Source organism: Mesorhizobium sp. M0968 (assembly GCF_040319065.1).
In the GTDB taxonomy this organism is placed as follows: Bacteria; Pseudomonadota; Alphaproteobacteria; order Rhizobiales; family Rhizobiaceae; genus Mesorhizobium.
This window is the reverse complement of record NZ_JAMYNL010000008.1, coordinates 202475-221340: the sequence shown is the minus strand read 5'-3', so window position 1 is coordinate 221340 and position 18866 is coordinate 202475. Positions and strand designations below refer to the sequence as shown.

The window sequence follows — 18866 nt, the reverse complement described above, 5'->3', positions numbered from 1 at the left end:
GCAAAACGCAATGGCTCAGAAGATCACGACAGGCGCGAACGACCGGCCGCGCCATGAAACCATCGGCCAATCCGGCGAAGGCCTGCCGGACGACAGCAGCAGGCCGCTCGAGGTCGACGAAGGCTGGGTCGCCCGGCTGAGAAACAAGCTGCAGGGCAACCCCCGGCAAGCCGCTCAGACCAACACGGACGAAGTCCCCGCAGGCACTCCAGGCGCTGGCGAGAATATTTGCCGCCGCTGTGCAGGGTCAGGCATGATCGACGGCCGCACCTGCCCCGAATGCGGCGGAACCGGCAAGGTGATGACGCCGATAGGCGGAGGCTGAGCAATTCCAGGAAAAGTGTGAAGCGGTTTTCCGTCCGGTATTTGCGTCAAACAATAAGATAGACAGGTTCTGCGTTTCCGCGGAACGATGAACCGTCCAGCGCCGGTCAGATCGCCGGCACCCACTTCCAGAACACGCCCTCCTTGCGGTCGGGGTAATGCTTGAACTCGCATTCGAAGCGCCAGCCATAGTTCTTGGCGGTGGCAAGCGCCTCTTTGCTGACCGGGTTCATGCCGGTTCCCGGCGCAAACCAGTCCTCCAGCAAGTCGTCGGGGATATAGGCGCCGATCCTCAAAGGCAGCTTTTCGAGGACGACATCCATTTCAGGTGGTGCAGGCACGGGGGCGCTCCTTTGAAACCTACCCGCAAAGAAGCCGTTTAACGCCAAGCGGGTTCATTCTTCTGTTCATAGTCCTGGAACGCCTTCTGGAGACCGCCGATCACCTCGGCGGACGTCTCGAACATCGCCTTCAGCTGCGGCTCATCGACCTTCTCGATGTCCTCGCGAAGGTGCTGCTTCACCTCCTCCAACTTTTTCTGCATTTTCTGCGTGTGGTGGCGCGGATCGCGGTCGGCAGCGCTAGTCATGATCAATCTCCAATTTGTGGATCTCGGAGAACTCGCCCGGCTCTGAGGATCGACAGGCGGGTTTGCAGCGTAAACGGCTTGCCGATAGCTGTGGTTCCCGACTGCGGATGCGGTCTTCGCGCGCCCAACGCGCTGTTCCTGGGTTCAACCGCCCGGTAGCAAGTCCGAAGGGCGCTTGCCGCGAATTCAAGACGCAAGCAGTGGCAGACGAGCATCGACCTATAGCCTACGCCTCGTCCGCGATCCATTCGAGCGAGGCGCCATGCGGGTCAGTCCAAGCTACAGGGGAGCCGTTCGCAGATAGGAGGAAGCGGCCAGGCGGCCAGCTTGTTCCGGCGCGTGTGGCGATGGACGGGAAGACACGAGGGAACTCGTTCGATACCCAATAAGGCGCGAGACGCATCGCCTGCTCGGCGAAAGCTTCTCTGTCACCAAGGTCGGAGACATAGTCGAGGACGGCTGTGTGAAAGATGACGAGTGTAGCGTCATTTGGCGCTTCGTTGCAGAGTTGCACGAGGTCGCTCCCGCGCAGGTCGCCCTTCACCACCCGAGGCTTGACTGTGGCAGCTATCTTTAGGGCCGCCCGGAGATTGGCAAGCCGTGCTGTCTGTTCCGGCCAGACCAGTGTCTCAAGCCATGCGACTTGCGAGTCGTCCGAAGCATCTATCGGGCTCAGGTCCAATCCCGCCCGCCAGACGACTTGCGGCAAGGCCGTCGGCAATGGCGTTGTTTCGCTGGCGAGGCATCGGAAAACAGGCGGCTCCAAGGCCATCGCAGGTGCGCGGATCGCCTTGCGTCCGTAGTCATAGCCGTAGAGGTCGGGCATGAGGCAGAGCCCTGCGGAGGTCCCGACCTCGATGAGGGCCAGCGGCTGCGGCAAACGCGCCAGGACGGGGAGCAGGGTGGCGCATCTTCCCGGCTCGTTGGTTTGCGTTGAGCGCTCGAGCATGAGCGAGCGGATAGCGTCGGGATTAGCCTGAAGCGCCTGGCGAAGCTCGGTCCACCCTGTCGGCGTGCCGAACAGGTGACGCACCGCTGCAAGTAGAAGGTTCGGTTGCCGCTTTAGGTCCGGAAGAGTCGACAGGAAACCGAGCGCCTCCCGATCCCCAGCGACTGCCCGAGCCAACTCCTCGTAGAGCGGCGAGCGACCGCGAGCTTCCGTATCGGCGAAGCGAATATATCGGGCTGAGATCTCGGCCAAGCCCTCCTCGTCCATATCCGCTGATCCTCGGTCCCAACGTCTCATCACAGTACACGATCCACGGATCTGATTGGAGCCAGGCCCGGCGTTTTTACACAGGCTTGACCCCCGCGGACTTGCCGCGGTCGCCTGCTTAACCGTTGCGCTAGGAGGCTGTGCGCAATCCAAAATCTGGGGAACTGGTGTCTCGCCCAGGGGTGCGGTCCACCATGTCTCCGGTATAAACCGCAACCCATGTCTCCGGGTTGGACAATTTGAGATTTGGCGCACCCGACAGGATTCGAACCTGTGACCTCTGCCTTCGGAGGGCAGCGCTCTATCCAGCTGAGCTACGGGTGCCTTCAGGATCGGTGATCCCAAAAACGAACCAGCCGGTAAACCGGCCAGCCACGGCTTCTTAGCGGAAGCAGGCGCCGGCTTCAACGGGCAATCGCCAGCGGGCTCAAGTTGCCGTAGCAGTCCGGAGGAGACAGACATCGTCCCGTCCGGCGCCACCGCCTGCTCATTCTGTCACGGTAAGCACTGCCTTGCCGCTGATGCTGCGCTGCCGCAGCGCGTCGAGGGCTTGGCCGACGTCCCGCCACGGCACGGTCAGGACCACACGCGTTTCGAGCCGGCCGGCTGCGATCAGCGCGAGCAGCGAGGCGATGTCAGCGCCAACCTCCGGACCGGAGGCGTAGTAGGCGAAGGTCTGCAGCCGAGCGCCTTCGTGCCCCGGAACGAACTGGCGGAAGCCGATGGGCGTGAGTTCGCCGCTGCTCGAGCCGAACATGACGACTGTCCCGCCGGGCGCGATCCGTTCGATCGCGTGGGCGAGGCTATCGCCGCCCACCGATTCGGTGATCAGCGAGAACAGTCCTTCGGCCAGCTCGATCGTTTCGACGACCCGCTCGGCTCCGAGACCGCGGAGATCGTCGGCATGCCGCTCAGCGGCGACGGCCACCACCGACGCGTCCTGCTGGCGGGCGATCTGGATCTGGAAACGGCCGACCGCGCCGCTTGCGCCGGTAATCAGGACCCGCTGGCCGGCCAGGTCACCGCCGAGGCGCAGGGTCCGCAGCGCGGTCGTGCCCGCGACCGGAACAGTGGCGGCGGAGACGAAGCTGACGTCGTCCGGCAGGACGGCGAGGTGGTCGGTCGGAACGGCGACCCGTTCGGCCCACCCGGCCTCGTCGACCAGAGCCGCAACCCGGGCGCCGACGGCCGGCCCGGAGCCGTCGGCCGCGGCGCGCTCGACAATTCCGGCGACGTCCTGGCCAGGCACCCAGCCGTTCGGACGGATGTTGAGCAGGCGCAGTTCGCCGCGGTTCAGCGAGACTGCCCGGACCGAGACCAGCGCCTCATGCGGGGCGGGCTCGGGCTCACCAAGCTCGGCGAGCCGCAACCCGGTGGCGCTGTCGGAAGATGTGACCAAGGCGAGCATCGGTATCGTCCCTTCTTGCTGCGTGGCGGACGCCAGCCTGTTTTCGTGCGCCGGGCTTGTTGGTCCGACGTTCAGAACGCAAGCAGGGCATGACTGGAAGCCCGCCTGTCGGCTTCTGAGTAGCTCATCCCTAAACTATCGACTTTCCTGTGTGAGTAATTTAGATATCTTGGCAGTCGATCGCTAAAATCAGTCAATATGAGGCAGCCTCTCCGCTACCCCTGGCCTTTCGATCCGGATGATGTCCTCGCCCCGGCAATCGCCGTGCGCGTTGACGTTACCGAAACCAGGGCGGAGGTGCCGGACCACCACCACCGCAAAGGGCAACTCGTCTTCGCGCTGGGCGGTGGCGTCACATGTCGCGTCCCCAGCGGCCTGTGGATGGTGCCGCCGCATTGCGCGGTGTGGATTCCCGGCGACATGGAGCACAGCAATATCGCGACCGCCAATGCCCGGATTTTCTTCGTCTATATCGAACCGGGAGCTACCGACTTGCCGGACCGGTGCTGCACGCTTTCGATCACGCCGTTGTTGCGCGAGCTCATCATAGAGCTGACGGATCGCGTTGAGGACGATGACGCGAGGGGCGAGCTCCTGACCAGGGCTCTGCTCACCGAACTGCCGCGCATGCCTGTCCAGCAGCTGCATTTGCCGATCTCGTCCGAGCCGCGCTTGAGGCGCATCGCGGCGGCGTTGGCGCAAGATCCTGCCGATCGCAGCACCCTGGCGGAATGGGCCAGTCGCGTCGCGCTCAGCGAGAGCAGTCTCGCACGTCTCGTGGTGAAAGAGATAGGGCTGACCTTCGGGCGCTGGCGCCAGCAACTGCACCTGATCGTCGCAATGCGCGAGCTGGCCTCCGGCGCCAGCGTGCAGCAGGTTTCGGCCGATCTCGGTTACGAATCGGTCACCGCCTTCATCACCATGTTCAAGAAAGCGCTTGGCAAGCCGCCGGCAAAGTATCTCAGCAGTGTCGCGCAAAACGGCGGCTCTGCGTTTGTCGCCTGAACCCGTACGCGGTCAACACTCGGACGTCACCTCTCACTGCTCCTCGGCGTACAGCAGCCGCGTCTTTGCCTCGGAGGTCGGCAACAGGCTGCGCTGGATCAGCGCCTCGACGTGGTCGTTGCGCTGGCGCGCGCTGTCGGCGCCCATCACCACGATGATCAGCCTGTGCCCGTCTGCATTATAGGAGGTGACGATGTTGAAGCCCGAAGCCCTGATGTAGCCGGTCTTGATGCCGTCGACGCCGCGCACCCGGCCGAGCATGTCGTTGTGGCCGCGCACCAGCCTGCCGCGGAACATGAAGTCGCTTTCGGAGAAATAGTGGAAATGCTGCGGGAAGCGGGCGTGCAGCGCCATGCCGAGCACCGCCATGTCGCGCGCGCTGGTATGCTGGTCGCCGTCCGGCAGGCCCGAGGCGTTGCGGAACACGGTGCTGCTCATGCCGATCTGGCGCGCCTTGGCGGTCATCATGCCGGCGAACGCCTCTTCGCTGCCGCCGAGATATTCGGCAATTGCGACCGCCACGTCATTGGCCGATTTGACGACGACGGCGCGGATCGCCGAATCGACGTCGATGGTCTCGCCGCGCCTGAACCGCAGCTTGGTCGGCGGCTGCCGGGCGGCATTGTCCGACACCGGGATTTGTGTCTCCTTGCTGATGCGGCCAGAATCCAGCGCCTCGAACAGAAGGTAGAGCGTCATCATCTTGGTCAACGACGCCGGATAACGCGGCGCCGTCGAATTGACCTCGAACAGCGTATTGCCGGTGCCGGCATCGATGACCATGGCGGCATATTTCTGCGGTGGCGCCGGTACCGCCAGCACGCTGTCGGGCGGCGTGACAGTCGTGCAGCCGGCAGCAAACAGCAGCAGCGCCAGCACAGCGACGCATTTGTGGATGGACGAAAAGAACCGGAAGGCGGACAAGTCAATTCCGAAGGCAGGCAGTTTCTGAGACGACGCGAAGCTATCTTAACGCAAAGGCACAGTCCATTTGGTTAATATCGGTCTGGCCCTCGAACGGTGCCCTGTCCACATGCCGACGTGGCGCCGCCTGATGTGAATTGCCGGCCACCGCGCTTGCGCAACCGGCGGCGAGTGGGCTTTGCTGGCGCCGGCAGAATCGGGCAGCCGGAATCGGGCTGGCAGAATCGGTAGGTGCACATGGATACGGTCACGATCACGGCGAAGGGCATTTCGGTATCGGCCGATCTTGCCGTCGGCCATCTCGCCGACATGACAGTCGATATCGATGGCCGCCGGCTGAAGCCGCTGCATCGCGCACCCTGGGTCGGCGAGCCGCGCGAGATGCTGCCGAAAGACCTGCCTGAAGGGACGGTCCACCTGTCCGGCGATTTCCTCTGCGCGCCGTTCTCGATCAGCGACGTCGAAGCGGCACCTTTGCATGGCTGGCCGGCAAATAGTCGCTGGGACGTCGTCGACAGCGCGGCAACCGCCGACGGCTGGCGCGCCGTCTTCCGCCTGCAGCGCCCGGTCATGGGCGCAACCGTCGACAAGATCCTGACCTTGCGCGACGATCATCCCTTTCTCTATCAGGAACACGTCTTTTCCGGCGGCGCCGGCGCCATTCCCGTCGCCCACCACCCGATGACGGTGATGACGGCCGGCGGCAGGCTGGCCTTCTCGCCCAAACGCCTTGCCGCAACGCCGAGTGAGGCGCCGGAGCCCGATCCGGCCCGCGGCCGCTCGTTGCTCGCCTACCCGGCGCGAACCGCCGACCTGACGCGCTTTCCCGCCGCCAACGGCGGCACGATCGACCTGACCACCTATCGCATGGACCAGCTGCGTGAGGACTTCGTGACGCTGGTCGAGGCCGATCATGGCGGGCCGGGCTGGACCGCGCTGGCGCGCCAGGCGGAAGCCGATCTCTTGCTGGTGCTGAAGAACCCGGCCGAACTGCCGGTCACCATGCTGTGGGTCAGCAATGGCGGGCGCGATTATGCGCCCTGGAGTGGCCGCCACCGCGGCGTGCTCGGCATCGAGGACGGCCGCACGGCCGTCGGCCACGCCGCATCGCTCGGCGACAATTGGCTGAAGCGCGAAGGCGTGGCGACCGCCTTTGCCCTTTCCGAAGGGCGCCGCTTTTCGTTCCGCCATGTCATCGGCGCACTGCCATGGCCATCCGGCGAGCCGCCGCACGACGTCACGACCTCGCCGGGCGGCATGCGCATCCTGGCGGCTGACGGTGCCGTGCGCGACATCGGCTTCGACGGCGATTTCCTGCGGATCGGTCAATCCAGGCCCGATTGAAGGCTTGGCACAATCCGGCGTTTGAAATTTTCGAAAACTGCCGCCAAAATGCGCCAGAACCACCGTAAGGGGGCCAATGTCAGAAATCGCCCATATCGCTGCTGCCATTTTCAAGCGCGCCGGCAAGGCGCCGCGCTTCATCGTTGCCATTGCCGGTCCGCCCGGCGCCGGCAAGTCGACATTGTCGGCAGGCTTGCACGACCTGCTGCCGGAAGGCACGGCGGAAGTCGTGCCGATGGATGGCTTCCATTACGATGACGTCGTGCTCGATCGACGCGGCCTTCGCGCGCGAAAAGGTGCTCCGGAAACCTTTGATTTTGCCGGCTTCGAAGCGCTGCTGAAGCGCATCCGCGCCGGCGAGCCGGATATCGCCATCCCGGTCTTCGACCGCAGCATGGAGCTGTCGCGCGCCGCCGCTGCGATCATCGCCGCCGACACCAAATTCATTCTGGTCGAAGGCAATTATCTCCTGCTCGACGAGGAACCCTGGACGCGGCTGGCGCCGCTGTTCGACTTCTCGATCTTCGTCGATGTGCCGCGCGCCGAGCTCGAGCGCCGACTGCTGGCGCGATGGCACGAGCACGGCCGCTCCGACGAGGACGCGCGCGCCTGGATCGCCTCTAACGATATGCCGAACATCGACCGCGTGCTTGCCCGTCGGCGGCCCGCCGACCTGGTGGTCGGCGACCTGGCCTGACTTGCAAGGAACCGCCCGGCCGGAACCTTGACAGTTTCAGGCCGTTATCCCGGACACGGCAATTGTGCCCATGAGGGAACCGTTCGATGGAAACCATGGCAAGAAAGCCTGCGCCCGCCAAGGGCAGGGCAACACGATCAAAAGCCACTCGAGTGAAAACCAGCGCCGGCCCGGCAGCGGCGGCCCGCTCCAAGGATGCGGCAAAGCCCAGCTTTGGCAAGGCGGCGCCGAAAAAGGTGATGCCTGCCGCGGCCAAAGCCGCTGCACCCAAGCCCAAAAGATCGGCAAGCAGCAGAGGATCGATCGCAGGCAGCGCAATGCGCACTGTTAAAGCAACGGCCAATGTCGCCGCCGGTGCCGTGCTTGCCACCGCCAAAGGTGCGGCGTCGCTTGCTGCTTCCGTAGTCGGCAAGGGCGGCTCAAAACCCCGGACCAAGGCAAAATAGCCGAGCGGAATCGACGTAAGATCAGCTTCTGGCCGGAATGGTGAGGCCCCTCTGCACCGCCGGCCGGGCGAGGCCACGCTCCAGCCATGCGCCCACGCTGGGGAAATCGTCGAAACTGACGAGTTCCCGCGCCTCGTAGAAGCCGATCAGATTGCGCACCCACCCAAGCATCGAAATATCGGCGATGGTGTAATCGTCGCCCATGATCCAGCTGCGGCCCTTGAGCCTCGTTTCGAGGACGCCGATCAGCCGTCGCGACTCGTCGCGATAACGTTCCAGCGGGCGCTTGTCGGCGATTTCGCGCCCAGCGAATTTGTGGAAGAATCCGACTTGGCCGAACATCGGCCCGATCGAAGCCATCTGGAAGAACACCCACTGGATCGTCTCATAACGCAGCGTCGCGTCTGCCGGGACCAGCTTGCCGGTCTTGTCGCTGAGGTAAAGCAGGATGGCACCGGATTCGAACAAGCCGATCGGCTTGCCGCCCGGGCCGTCCGGATCGATCATCGCCGGTATCTTGCCGTTCGGGTTCAAAGACAGGAATTCCGGGGTCCAGCTCTCGTTCTTGCCGATATCGACGGCATGCGGCTCGTAAGGCAGGCCAAGTTCCTCCAGCGCGATCGATATCTTCACCCCGTTCGGCGTCGGAAACGAATAAAGCTGGATGCGGTCGGGGTGGCTCGCCGGCCAGCGCCTGGCAATCGGAAACGCGGACAGATCGGTCATCGAAACTCCTGGTAGGGACCGCGCCGAGCGGCACGGTCATGGCGGGTCGCAGAGAGTTAGGCGCGACGCCTGGCGCGATCAATATGCGCATGGAAAGTTTCGCCGGCCCCGGTGAAGGACCCGCAAGGGGTGCGGTCACACGGCCTTTACCGCCAGCACCGCATTGGTGCCGCCGAAGGCGAAGCTGTTGCTGATCGCGGTGCGCACAGTGCGTTCGCGCGCCACGTTCGGCGTGATGTCGAGATCGCAGTCGGCGTCGGCTTCCCGATAATTGGCGGTCGGCGGCACGATGCCTTCGCGGATCGCCATCACGCAGGCGATCATTTCCAGCGCGCCGGAGGCGCCGAGGCAGTGGGCGTGCATCGATTTGGTCGAGGACACCGAAAGCTTGTAGGCATGGCCGCCGAACACGCGTTTGATCGCCGCCGTCTCGATCTGATCGTTGGCCTTGGTGCCGGTGCCATGCGCGTTGAGATAGTCGACGTCCTCGGGATTGAGCCCGGCATCGACGAGGCAGAAGCGCATCGCCGCCTCAGGCCCTTCGATGGTTGGCGCGACGATATCGGAGGCGTCGGCGGAAAGGCCGACGCCGGCGATTTCGGCAAGGATGGCGGCGCCGCGCGCCATGGCATGCTCATATGTTTCCAGCACCACCATGCCGGCGCCTTCGCCGAGCACGAGCCCCTGGCGGTCGCCCGAAAACGGCCGGCAGGTGTCCGGCGACAATACCCGCAGGGCCTCCCAGCCCTTGAGGATGCCCCAGACCAGCGGCGCATCGGTGCCGCCGGCGACCATGACGTCGGCCCGGCCGAGCCTGATCTGATCGACCGCCGAGGCAATGGCGTGGTTGGATGACGAGCAGGCAGAGGTGATGCCGAACACCGGCCCGCGCAGACCAAGATTCATGCTGACATGGCCGGCTGCAGCGCCCGGCATTACTTTCGGGACGGTGAAGATGCCGGCGCGGTTCTTGCCTTCGAGCAGGATGGCGCGATAGTTCTCTTCGATCGCCTCCCAGCCGCAGACGCCGACGCCGACGACGGTGCCCATCCGGTAGGTGTTGGCGGCGTGCGGGTTCAATCCCGCCTGCTGTGCCGCCTCCCGCGCGGCGATCGTCGCCAGAAGGCTGAAGCGGTCCATCGACACGACCTGCTTGCGGTCGATGCCGTGCTCGGGAAGCGCCTTGATTTCGCAGCCGACCTTGACCTTCAGATCATGCAGCAGCGGATTGTCGATCGCGCCGATTGCCGAACGGCCGGCGCGCATTTCATTCCAGATTGCCGGTGCGTTGGTGCCGAGCCCGCATAATCCGCCGATGCCCGTGATGACGACGCGCTTGTGCATTCAGTCAGGCTTTTTTCGCGATCAGCGCGCGAACCGCCTCGACCATGTCGCCGACATTCTTCAGATCGCTCCAGGCATCGACAGTGTTCATCTCGATTTCGATGCCGTACTCTTCCTCGAGATCGAAGATGATCTCCGTCAGTTCCAGCGAATGGATGCCAAGGGCGGTCAGTTCGGTACTGGTGGTGATTTCCTCGCCGCCCGGCTCGGCATGAGCCTTGATCTTGGCGATGATATCGTTTGCCAGCTGGTCAGCCATTCGGTTTCTTCCCCAACTCTGTCGTTTCCCGACGCCAACTGATCAGCGCCCCTTTTGTCCTCGATTACGTCGTCATCGTCGCCTTTTACCCCCGCCAGGCGCCGGTGACCGTACCAAGGTGGCTCCCTCTATAGAAACCGAAACGCTGTCAAGCAACAAGCTATATATCGACAAAGCCGCCGCAGTGCTTAACGTTGGTGTCGTGGATACGATCGCATATAGCTTGACTTCAGTGCCGGCGGCCCAGCGTGTTGCCGGCGTCGCGCGGCTTGGCTGCGACTGGAACGGAGGCCGCACGCGTCTTCGGCGTCTGTACCAGGACGGTTCAGCCAAGATCCGCATGCCGGCGGTCTCGGCCGATCCGCTCGAAGCCGTCCTGATCAACACCGCCGGTGGGCTGACCGGTGGCGACCGTCTCGCCTGGGAGGTCGATGTCGGTGCCGGCGCCTCCGCAACCATAACAACGCAGGCCTGCGAGAAAATCTATCGCGCCGCATCCGACCGCGCCGAAGTGCGGGTGCAGCTAACTGTCGGGGAAGAAGGCCACATTGCCTGGCTGCCACAGGAAACCATCGTCTTCGACCGCTCGGCCTTTGCCCGCAGCCTTGACGTGGAGCTTGCCACCGGAGCCGAGGCGCTGATCCTGGAGGCCACCGTCTTCGGCCGCCTGGCCATGGGTGAACGGGCCACGCAAGGCCATTTCCACGACCGCTGGCGCGTCCGCCAGGACGGGGCGCTGGTCCATGCAGAGGAGTTCCGCATCGGGCCGGACATTGCGGCCGCCTTGAACCGTCCCGCAGCGGCCGGCGGTGCCGTCGCCGTGGCGACGCTGCTGATGGTGTCGCCACGGGCAGAGGCTTTGCTCGAGCCGGCCCGGGGCATAGTCGGCGGCCAGGGCGGCGTCAGTTTCTGGAGCGTGCGGAAATCTGGCAAGCTTCTTGCGAGGCTGTTCGCCGAGGACGGCTACCAGCTCCGCAAGCGGCTGGTGCCGCTTGTCGAATTGCTCAACGGACGGGCGGGCCTGCCCAAATTATGGTCACTCTGATTTCGATTGTGCCACCGCAGGAAAAAGCATGAATCTGACGCCGAGGGAGAAAGACAAGCTGCTGATCGCCATGGCGGCGATCGTGGCCCGCAAGCGGCTCGAACGCGGCGTCAAGCTCAATCATCCGGAAGCGATCGCGCTGATCACCGATTTCGTCGTCGAGGGTGCCCGCGACGGCCGCGCGGTCGCCGAGCTGATGGAGGCCGGCGCCCATGTCGTCACCCGGGCCCAGGTGATGGAAGGCATTGCAGAAATGATCCACGATGTGCAGGTCGAGGCGACGTTTCCAGACGGCACCAAGCTGGTGACCGTGCACGAGCCGATCAGATAACACCGCCAAGGAGAGGAAAATGCTTGAGCTGCGTCCCAACTGCGAGTGCTGCGACAAGGATCTGCCGCCCGATGCGACGGATGGGGTGATCTGCACCTTCGAATGCACCTTTTGCGCCGACTGCGCACAAAACGTGCTCGGCGGCGCCTGTCCGAATTGCGGCGGCAACTTCTCGGCCCGCCCGATCCGTCCGGCAGCGCTGCTGAAGAAATATCCGGCCTCCACCAGGCGCGTCCTCAAGGCAGAGGGCTGCGCTCCGGCCCGCAAGGCGGCGTGAGAGGTACTCGAAGATGGAAGCTACGCCGATGATCCCCGCTACGATGAAACGCTCAACGCTGTCGGCGGTCCTGCTGCTGGCGGCAGCAATGCCAGCCTATGCCCATGTCGGCGTCGGCACGGTTTGGTCCTTCACCGCCGGCTTCTCCCACCCGCTCTCCGGCCTCGATCACATGACGGCGATGATTGCCGTCGGGCTATGGGCCGCGCTCAAGGGCGACAAAGCGATCTGGGCATGGCCGCTGGCCTTCGTAAGCGTCATGCTGGCCGGCGGCGTGCTCGGCATGCTGCATGTGCCGATGCCTTTCGTCGAGCCGGCGATACTGGCGTCCGTCGTGGCACTCGGGCTGCTGGTTGCGCTCGCCGTCGATCTTCCTGTCTCGGCCGGCGTCGCCGTCATCGGCCTGTTCGCTCTGTTCCACGGCTATGCCCATGGCACCGAGGTGCCTGAAAATGTCGGCGGACTCGGCTATATGGCGGGCTTTGCCGTTGCCACGGCACTGCTCCACGCCGTCGGCATCGCGGCCGGTCTCGGCCTCGGCTGGCGCTTCCGCGGGCTTGCCCGCGCCGCTGGCGCCGCTTGTGCCGCGATTGGCGCCGGCCTCGCTTTCGGCGTCGTGTGAGGCCGCGATGATCCCAGGTGAAATCATCACGGCAAGCGGCGAGATCGAACTGAACAAGGGTCTGGCGACGGTCACCTTGAAGGTAGCCAACAGCGGCGACCGGCCGATCCAGGTAGGCAGCCATTATCATTTCTTCGAGACCAATGAGGGACTGAGATTCGATCGCGACAAGGCCCGCGGCATGCGCCTCGACATCGCTGCCGGCACCGCCATGCGTTTCGAGCCCGGCCAAGAGCGCGACGTTACCCTGGTGCCGTTCGGCGGCAAGCGCGAGGTCTACGGATTTCAGCAGAAGATCATGGGCGCGCTGTGAGATCGAAGGCGTCGAGCAGTTTCGGCTCAGCCGGGCGGCTTGGCCGCCGCATAGATGACGACCTTTCCCGGATCGTCGAATTCCACCGCCAGAACGTCCTCGGTTTGCACTCGCCGCGAATCGATGGCGTTGAACAGCAATGCGTTCGCTTCGATCTCCTTGCGCAGCTCGGCGATGTCGTCCCGATGTTGCCTGACCTTGTTTTCGATCGCCGGCGGCGGGCCGCCTTCGGTGCGCGCGGCATCGGTAAGAAACACGATATCGACCTTGTCGAGCTTGGATGTCTTGCGCACGGCGGCGATGTTTTCACGCGTGCGGTCGATCGCCGAACTGACCTTGCCGGCTTCCGCATTTGTCTGGGCCTCTTCCTGGCCGACCTCCGAGCCGACGATCCGGTTGACGGTCTCGGCGCTGTCGAGGCTCTGCGCGTTCAGCGCGGCGTGCGGAATGCTGGCTGCCAGAAACGCGGTCGCGGCAATCCCATGCAGCCATCTGGTGTCGGAGAAGGTGGTGATCGCCATCGCTCGTTCTCAGGGTCCTTTTCGAGGCTCGTGTCAGGGCGACAGGACCGAAACGTAACGTCCCCCGTGAAGGTTCCCTTTGCGATGCGGCGGGCTGGCCGGGCGCCGGCCCGCCGCCTCGTCTCGTCAGCTCGCTTTCTTGGTGATCAGCGTCAGCGCGCCATTGGTGCTCATGCTGGCGGCGATCACCTGCGCCGAGGTGAGCCCCTTGGCTTCGAGCGCGGATTTGACCTGCGGTGTCGCGTCGATCGAGCCGCGCAGTTTCTGCAGGTCGGCATCGCTGCGCTTGGCGATCACCTCGTTGACCTTGGCTTGAGTGTCCGCGGGCAGATCCTTAATATCGACGACGTTGATCGCCTGGATGGTGGGCGCCTGCGGCTGCGCCCCGGGCGCGGCAGGAGCAGGCGCAGCCGGCGCCGGACTGGGCTGCTGCGCGGGCTGTTGCTGGGCGCTGGCGGCGGTTGCGAGCACCAGCGTGGCGGCGGCTGCCAGAAGGGTCGTTTTGCGCATGGATGTTCCTTTCCATCGATTGGCAAATTGTGGTTTTGGGGTGGCCCGGCCACCTCAAACGCTAAATGGGATCGGAAAGTGTCGCTCAGCGGGTCATTGCGTGACCATAGGATGGCGGCAATGTGGGGCCCGGCTTCGACAAGCGGTATTTTCGGGCTGTATTTCGGGAGCAATTGCTGATGGCTAAAATCACCCGCGCCGCCTATGCGCAGATGTACGGCCCGACCGTCGGCGACAAGGTCCGGCTCGCCGACACCGAGCTGTTCATCGAGGTCGAAAGGGATCTCACTCTTTACGGCGAGGAGGTGAAGTTCGGTGGCGGCAAGGTCATCCGCGACGGCATGGGCCAGAGCCAGGTGTCGCGCGCGCAAGGCGCGGTCGACACCGTCATCACCAATGCGCTGGTCGTCGATGCCACCGCCGGTATCGTCAAGGCAGATATCGGCCTCAGGGACGGCCGTATCGCCGCGATCGGCAAGGCCGGCAATCCGGATACCCAAGGCGGCGTCACCATCATTATCGGTCCCGGCACCGAGATCATCGCCGGCGAGGGCAAGATCCTGACCGCCGGCGGCTTCGACGCGCATATCCACTTCATCTGCCCGCAGCAGATCGAGGAAGCGCTGATGTCGGGCATCACCACCATGCTCGGCGGCGGCACCGGCCCGGCGCACGGCACGCTGGCGACCACCTGCACGCCTGGGCCGTGGCATCTGGCGCGCATGATCCAGTCTTTCGACGCCTTCCCTATGAATATCGGCCTGTCGGGCAAGGGCAACGCGTCCCTGCCTGCCGCGCTCGAGGAGATGGTGCTCGCCGGCGCCTGCTCGCTGAAGCTGCACGAGGACTGGGGCACGACGCCGGCTGCAATCGACTGCTGCCTGTCGGTCGCCGACGATTACGACGTGCAGGTGATGATCCACACCGACACGCTGAACGAGTCCGGCTTCGTCGAAAACACGGTCGCGGCGATCAAGGGCCGCACCATCCATGCCTTCCACACCGAAGGCGCCGGCGGCGGCCACGCACCTGATATCATCAAGGTCTGCGGCCTGCCCAACGTCATTCCGTCCTCGACCAATCCGACCCGCCCCTACACGGTCAACACGCTGGCCGAACACCTCGACATGCTGATGGTCTGTCACCATCTGTCGCCGTCGATCCCCGAAGACATCGCCTTTGCCGAGAGCCGCATCCGCAAGGAAACCATCGCCGCCGAAGACATTCTGCACGACATCGGCGCCTTCTCGATCATCTCGTCGGATAGCCAGGCCATGGGCCGTGTCGGCGAAGTGGCGATCCGCTGCTGGCAGACCGCCGACAAGATGAAGCGGCAGCGCGGTTCGCTGCCGCAGGAGACCGGCGACAACGACAATTTCCGCGTCCGCCGCTACATCGCCAAATACACCATCAATCCGGCCATCGCCCATGGCCTGTCGAAGGACATCGGCTCGGTGGCGGTGGGAAAACGCGCCGACCTCGTGCTGTGGAATCCGGCCTTTTTCGGCGTCAAGCCGGACATGGTGCTGATCGGCGGCATGATCGCCGCCGCCCCGATGGGCGATCCCAACGCCTCGATCCCGACGCCGCAGCCGATGCATTACCGGCCGATGTTCGGGGCCTACGGCAAGGCGATGACCAATTCGTCGGTGACCTTCGTCTCGAAGGCCGCGCTCGACGCCGGCCTGCGCGGCAGGCTCGGCGTGGACAAGCAGATGGTCGCGGTCGAAAACACCCGCGGCGGCATCGGCAAGCATTCGATGGTGCTCAATGACGCCACGCCGCATGTCGAGGTCGACCCCGAAACCTATGAGGTCCGCGCCGACGGCGAACTCTTGACCTGCGAGCCAGCAACCGTGCTACCGATGGCGCAACGCTACTTCCTGTTCTGAACCATAGGCGTTAGAACGACCGATGTAGAACACGCCGCGCCAGGCTTATGGACCAGCAACTCCCCTACGCCCACGACATTTTCCCGCATATCCGCATCGTCCTGGGCATGGTGATCGGGCTCGGCGTCACCCGCCTCTTGTCGGGGGTCGCCCGCATCGTCCAGCATCCCGGCCAATACCGGCTCTATCCCGTGCACCTCGCCTGGGTTGCGTCGGTGCTTTTGATGCTGGTGCATTTCTGGTGGTGGGAGTTCGGCCTGTTCCAGATCGAGAATTGGACCTTCGGCAAATACCTGTTCATCATCTTCTACGCCGTCACGCTGTTCCTGCTCTGCGCGCTGCTGTTTCCGGATTCGATGCTGGACTACACCAGCTATGAGGATTTCTTCTATTCGCGCCGGGCCTGGTTCTTCGGCCTGCTGGCGGCGACCTATCTGCTCGACGTGATCGACACGCTGCTGAAAGGGCCGGAGCATTTCGCCCATTTCGGCGTCGAATATCTGATCCGCACCCCGGTTTTCGTTGCGCTTTGCGTCATTGCGATCCTGATGCGCGACCGCCGTTTCCATATCGCCTTTGTCGCCGGCGCGCTCGTCTATCAGATATCGTTCATCCTGCGGCTCTTCGACACGATCGTCTGAGCCCCATTGGGGCGGCGGATGCGATAGGCTAGGCTTTTTGGGAGAGGCAGTTTTTACATGAAGCTCGATATTCGCACCGACTTCACCAAATTCCCGCGCGCCGTCTCCGTCCTGGCCGCAGGCGAAGCCGGAACCACCACGCCATACGACAGTGCGGTGCTTGCCCATGACGAGCGGCATCTGCGCCGTCGCGCCATCGAAACGGTGCGTAACGACAAGGTGCTGGTCGACCTGCCCGAACCGGTGACCTTGAACCATGGTGACCGGCTGGTGCTGGAGGATGGCCGCCACATCGAGATCATCGCGGCCGAGGAGCCGCTCTACGATATCCGTGCCGGCGGCCCTGTCCATCTGGCCGAACTTGCCTGGCATATCGGCAACCGTCATCTCGCGGCAAGCATCGAGGCTGACCGAATCCTCATTCTGCGCGACCATGTCATCAAGGCGATGCTGGAAGGGCTGGGCGCCACGGTGAGCGACGTCTCCGAGCCATTCAAGCCGGTGCGCGGCGCTTATTCCGGCCATGGCCATTCTCACGCCGAGGCGCATGCGCACAGCCATGCCGAAGCGCACTCCCATACCCATAGCGAATCGCATTCCCATAGCCATTCGCACGACCATGACCATGACTGACCAGCCTTCCAACGTTGCCCAGCCTTCCAATATTGCTTTGTTGCGGCTGATGGCGTGGCTGTCGCCTTCCTTCCCGGTCGGCGGCTTTTCCTACAGCCATGGTCTCGAGCAAGCCGTGCATGCCGGGCTGGTTGCCGACAGCAAAGAGCTCGCCGCGTGGCTGGAAACGCTGGTCGAGATGGGTTCGGGCTGGAATGATGCGGTGCTGTTTGCCGAAAGCTGGCGCAGGGCGCGCGAAACCGGCGATCTCGATGAAATCGTCGCCCTTGCCGAAGCTCTGGCAGGCTCGCGCGAGCGCCATGCCGAGACCATGCTGCAGGGCGCTGCTTTCCTGAAGGCGGCCTTCGCCTGGCCCTGCCAGGTGCTGGATCGCCTGCCGGCCGAATGTGCCTATTGCGTTGCCGTCGGCGCCGTTGCCGGCGGTCACGGCATTGCGCTGCGGGACGCCCTGGCGGCCTTTCTGCAGGCCTTCTTCTCCAATCTCGTCCAGGCTGCGATCCGGCTTGGCATCGTTGGCCAGAGTGCCGCGATGACGCTACTGGCCGCCTTCGAACCGCTTGCCCTGGCCACGGCCGACCGCGCTGCCGGCTCGACCCTCGATGATCTCGGCGGGTGCGCTTTCATCTCCGACGTCACGGCGATGAAGCACGAGGCCCAGTATTCGCGGCTGTTCCGCTCATGATCATTCTCGCTTTCGCCCTCTCGCTCGTCCTGTTGTTGATCACAGCACTGCATGTCTATTGGGGCATTGGCGGCATGTGGCCGGGCAGGGACGCCGCCTCCTGCGCTCAGGCAATTATCGGCTTTCGCGGCGTCGACGAGATGCCGGCACCCTTCGCCAGCTTCGCCGTTGCCGCCTGCCTTGGCCTTGCGACACTGTGGCCGATGGCGCTCGAAGGCGTGTTCGCCACGCCCTTTCCCAAGGCCGGGCTGGCCGCCACGGCGCTGCTCATCGCGCTGGTTTTCCTGGCGCGCGGCATTGCCGGCTTCACGCCGTGGTGGCGCCGGCTGGCGCCCGAACAGCCTTTCGCGCGGCTCGATGTCCGCTACTATTCGCCGCTCTGCCTTTTGATTGGGGCAGGCTTCGCCGTTCTTGCGATCACGGAGTTCCCTAGATGACACAGGCCAACGGTCCTCTTCGCGTCGGCATCGGCGGTCCGGTCGGCTCGGGCAAGACGACGCTCACCGAAAAGCTCTGCAAGGCGCTGCGCGACGAGTTTTCCATCGCCGTCGTCACCAACGACATCTACACCAAGGAAGACGCCATGATGCTGGCCCGGCTGCAGGCGCTCCCTGAGGATCGCATCATCGGCGTCGAGACCGGCGGCTGCCCGCACACCGCCATTCGCGAGGACGCCTCGATCAATCTGCAGGCGATCGCCGAGATGACCAAAAAATTCCCGGATCTCGACATCGTCTTCATCGAATCGGGCGGCGACAACCTCGCCGCCACCTTCTCGCCGGACCTGGCCGACCTGACGCTTTATGTCATCTCGGTTTGCCAGGGCGAGGAGATCCCGCGCAAGGGCGGGCCGGCAATCACACGGTCGGATTTCCTGGTCATCAACAAGAGCGACCTTGCGCCCTATGTGAACGTCAATCTCGACGTGATGGAAAGCGACGCTGCCCGCATGCGCGGCAAACGGCCGTTCGGATTCACCGACCTGTCGCGCGGCAAAGGGCTTCAGGAGGTGATAGATTTCATCGTCGAACATGGCGGGCTGAGGGTCGGCACGGCCACCAGCACGGCGGCATAACGGCGCTCGCCTGCACCAAACGAAACCGGTTGCGCGTGTTCC

Annotated in this window: 27 protein-coding genes and 1 tRNA gene; 17 read left to right on the top strand and 11 right to left on the bottom strand. The window is 64.2% G+C overall.

The window, feature by feature from the left end; translation table 11 throughout:
- Window positions 1-10: 10 nt before the first annotated feature.
- Entirely contained in the window at window positions 11-325 is a 315-nt protein-coding gene (locus NKH67_RS17200; protein ID WP_353031416.1) for a hypothetical protein, read from the top strand.
- A 106-nt stretch (window positions 326-431) separates the two neighbouring features.
- Here NKH67_RS17200 and NKH67_RS17195 read toward each other — a convergent pair whose 3' ends face one another.
- From NKH67_RS17195 to NKH67_RS17175, 5 genes are all read right to left on the bottom strand, one after another.
- Window positions 432-665, bottom strand: coding sequence for a hypothetical protein (locus NKH67_RS17195; RefSeq protein WP_352474765.1), 234 nt, complete (start codon window positions 663-665; stop codon window positions 432-434).
- Window positions 666-703: 38 nt separating this feature from the next.
- On the bottom strand, window positions 704-913 hold the full coding sequence (locus NKH67_RS17190) for a hypothetical protein (protein ID WP_352474763.1): 210 nt from the start codon (window positions 911-913) through the stop codon (window positions 704-706).
- 226 nt (window positions 914-1139) lie between these two features.
- On the bottom strand, window positions 1140-2129 hold the full coding sequence (locus NKH67_RS17185) for a DUF2332 domain-containing protein (RefSeq protein ID WP_352682361.1): 990 nt from the start codon (window positions 2127-2129) through the stop codon (window positions 1140-1142).
- Window positions 2130-2376: 247 nt separating this feature from the next.
- Window positions 2377-2453, bottom strand: a tRNA-Arg gene (locus NKH67_RS17180).
- A gap of 163 nt (window positions 2454-2616) precedes the next feature.
- The gene (locus NKH67_RS17175; RefSeq protein WP_352682358.1) at window positions 2617-3537 is read right to left on the bottom strand and encodes a zinc-binding dehydrogenase; all 921 of its coding nucleotides are present in this window, start codon (window positions 3535-3537) and stop codon (window positions 2617-2619) included.
- 198 nt (window positions 3538-3735) lie between these two features.
- On the opposite strand from NKH67_RS17175, the gene NKH67_RS17170 reads away from it, so the two are divergent.
- Window positions 3736-4542 carry an AraC family transcriptional regulator gene (locus NKH67_RS17170; protein WP_352682355.1) on the top strand — a complete coding sequence of 269 codons (807 nt, stop codon included), beginning with the start codon at window positions 3736-3738 and terminating at the stop codon, window positions 4540-4542.
- A 33-nt stretch (window positions 4543-4575) separates the two neighbouring features.
- Here NKH67_RS17170 and NKH67_RS17165 read toward each other — a convergent pair whose 3' ends face one another.
- Complete coding sequence (locus NKH67_RS17165) at window positions 4576-5466, bottom strand: D-alanyl-D-alanine carboxypeptidase family protein (RefSeq protein ID WP_352682353.1); 891 nt, start codon at window positions 5464-5466, stop codon at window positions 4576-4578.
- A 237-nt stretch (window positions 5467-5703) separates the two neighbouring features.
- Here NKH67_RS17165 and NKH67_RS17160 point away from each other — a divergent pair, with 237 nt between their 5' ends.
- From NKH67_RS17160 to NKH67_RS17145, 4 genes are all read left to right on the top strand, one after another.
- Entirely contained in the window at window positions 5704-6810 is a 1107-nt protein-coding gene (locus tag NKH67_RS17160) for a hypothetical protein (RefSeq protein WP_352682351.1), read from the top strand.
- A 76-nt stretch (window positions 6811-6886) separates the two neighbouring features.
- A complete protein-coding gene (locus tag NKH67_RS17155; RefSeq protein ID WP_352682349.1) occupies window positions 6887-7507 on the top strand; it encodes a nucleoside triphosphate hydrolase in 621 nt (206 codons plus the stop codon).
- Between the two features lie 70 nt (window positions 7508-7577).
- Complete coding sequence (locus tag NKH67_RS17150; protein WP_352750554.1) at window positions 7578-7838, top strand: hypothetical protein; 261 nt, start codon at window positions 7578-7580, stop codon at window positions 7836-7838.
- Window positions 7825-7953, top strand: a complete 129-nt coding sequence (locus NKH67_RS17145) for a hypothetical protein (RefSeq protein WP_302893450.1) — start codon at window positions 7825-7827, stop codon at window positions 7951-7953. Before NKH67_RS17150 ends, NKH67_RS17145 begins: the two co-directional genes overlap by 14 nt.
- A 21-nt stretch (window positions 7954-7974) precedes the next feature.
- Here NKH67_RS17145 and NKH67_RS17140 read toward each other — a convergent pair whose 3' ends face one another.
- The 3 genes from NKH67_RS17140 to NKH67_RS17130 form a co-directional block, all read right to left on the bottom strand.
- On the bottom strand, window positions 7975-8679 hold the full coding sequence (locus NKH67_RS17140) for a glutathione S-transferase family protein (protein WP_353031386.1): 705 nt from the start codon (window positions 8677-8679) through the stop codon (window positions 7975-7977).
- A gap of 135 nt (window positions 8680-8814) precedes the next feature.
- The gene (locus tag NKH67_RS17135; RefSeq protein ID WP_353031384.1) at window positions 8815-10023 is read right to left on the bottom strand and encodes a beta-ketoacyl-[acyl-carrier-protein] synthase family protein; all 1209 of its coding nucleotides are present in this window, start codon (window positions 10021-10023) and stop codon (window positions 8815-8817) included.
- Window positions 10024-10027: 4 nt separating this feature from the next.
- Window positions 10028-10282 (bottom strand): acyl carrier protein, encoded by a 255-nt coding sequence (locus NKH67_RS17130; protein ID WP_353031382.1) that lies wholly within the window; start codon window positions 10280-10282, stop codon window positions 10028-10030.
- A gap of 202 nt (window positions 10283-10484) precedes the next feature.
- Between NKH67_RS17130 and NKH67_RS17125 the strand changes: the two genes are divergently transcribed.
- Genes NKH67_RS17125 through NKH67_RS17105 form a run of 5 tightly spaced genes read left to right on the top strand, consistent with a single transcriptional unit; the run spans window position 10485 to window position 12870 of the window.
- Entirely contained in the window at window positions 10485-11327 is an 843-nt protein-coding gene (locus NKH67_RS17125; RefSeq protein ID WP_353031380.1) for an urease accessory protein UreD, read from the top strand.
- 28 nt (window positions 11328-11355) lie between these two features.
- The gene (locus NKH67_RS17120) at window positions 11356-11658 is read left to right on the top strand and encodes an urease subunit gamma (RefSeq protein WP_023677011.1); all 303 of its coding nucleotides are present in this window, start codon (window positions 11356-11358) and stop codon (window positions 11656-11658) included.
- Window positions 11659-11677: 19 nt separating this feature from the next.
- Window positions 11678-11935, top strand: coding sequence for a DUF1272 domain-containing protein (locus NKH67_RS17115; RefSeq protein WP_353031378.1), 258 nt, complete (start codon window positions 11678-11680; stop codon window positions 11933-11935).
- Between the two features lie 28 nt (window positions 11936-11963).
- Window positions 11964-12557, top strand: a complete 594-nt coding sequence (locus NKH67_RS17110; protein WP_353031412.1) for a HupE/UreJ family protein — start codon at window positions 11964-11966, stop codon at window positions 12555-12557.
- Between the two features lie 7 nt (window positions 12558-12564).
- Window positions 12565-12870 carry an urease subunit beta gene (locus NKH67_RS17105; protein ID WP_023677008.1) on the top strand — a complete coding sequence of 102 codons (306 nt, stop codon included), beginning with the start codon at window positions 12565-12567 and terminating at the stop codon, window positions 12868-12870.
- A gap of 26 nt (window positions 12871-12896) precedes the next feature.
- Here the strand turns inward: NKH67_RS17105 and NKH67_RS17100 are convergent, their stop codons facing one another.
- Together NKH67_RS17100 and NKH67_RS17095 are read right to left on the bottom strand one after the other, a co-directional pair.
- Complete coding sequence (locus tag NKH67_RS17100) at window positions 12897-13391, bottom strand: hypothetical protein (RefSeq protein ID WP_352449488.1); 495 nt, start codon at window positions 13389-13391, stop codon at window positions 12897-12899.
- A gap of 126 nt (window positions 13392-13517) precedes the next feature.
- Window positions 13518-13901 carry a hypothetical protein gene (locus NKH67_RS17095; protein ID WP_023677006.1) on the bottom strand — a complete coding sequence of 128 codons (384 nt, stop codon included), beginning with the start codon at window positions 13899-13901 and terminating at the stop codon, window positions 13518-13520.
- A gap of 179 nt (window positions 13902-14080) precedes the next feature.
- On the opposite strand from NKH67_RS17095, the gene ureC reads away from it, so the two are divergent.
- The 6 genes from ureC to ureG are packed head-to-tail and all read left to right on the top strand — an operon-like array spanning window position 14081 to window position 18824.
- Window positions 14081-15793, top strand: coding sequence for an urease subunit alpha (gene ureC, locus NKH67_RS17090; RefSeq protein ID WP_502893760.1), 1713 nt, complete (start codon window positions 14081-14083; stop codon window positions 15791-15793).
- A 47-nt stretch (window positions 15794-15840) separates the two neighbouring features.
- Window positions 15841-16434 carry a hypothetical protein gene (locus tag NKH67_RS17085; RefSeq protein ID WP_352970245.1) on the top strand — a complete coding sequence of 198 codons (594 nt, stop codon included), beginning with the start codon at window positions 15841-15843 and terminating at the stop codon, window positions 16432-16434.
- 57 nt (window positions 16435-16491) lie between these two features.
- The gene (locus tag NKH67_RS17080; RefSeq protein ID WP_352474741.1) at window positions 16492-17067 is read left to right on the top strand and encodes an urease accessory protein UreE; all 576 of its coding nucleotides are present in this window, start codon (window positions 16492-16494) and stop codon (window positions 17065-17067) included.
- A complete protein-coding gene (locus NKH67_RS17075) occupies window positions 17054-17749 on the top strand; it encodes an urease accessory protein UreF (RefSeq protein WP_352709118.1) in 696 nt (231 codons plus the stop codon). The genes NKH67_RS17080 and NKH67_RS17075 overlap by 14 nt, the downstream gene beginning before the upstream one ends.
- Window positions 17746-18186, top strand: coding sequence for a DUF3995 domain-containing protein (locus NKH67_RS17070; RefSeq protein ID WP_353031376.1), 441 nt, complete (start codon window positions 17746-17748; stop codon window positions 18184-18186). Before NKH67_RS17075 ends, NKH67_RS17070 begins: the two co-directional genes overlap by 4 nt.
- Window positions 18183-18824 (top strand): urease accessory protein UreG, encoded by a 642-nt coding sequence (ureG, locus tag NKH67_RS17065; RefSeq protein WP_353031374.1) that lies wholly within the window; start codon window positions 18183-18185, stop codon window positions 18822-18824. The genes NKH67_RS17070 and ureG overlap by 4 nt, the downstream gene beginning before the upstream one ends.
- Window positions 18825-18866 lie beyond the last annotated feature (42 nt).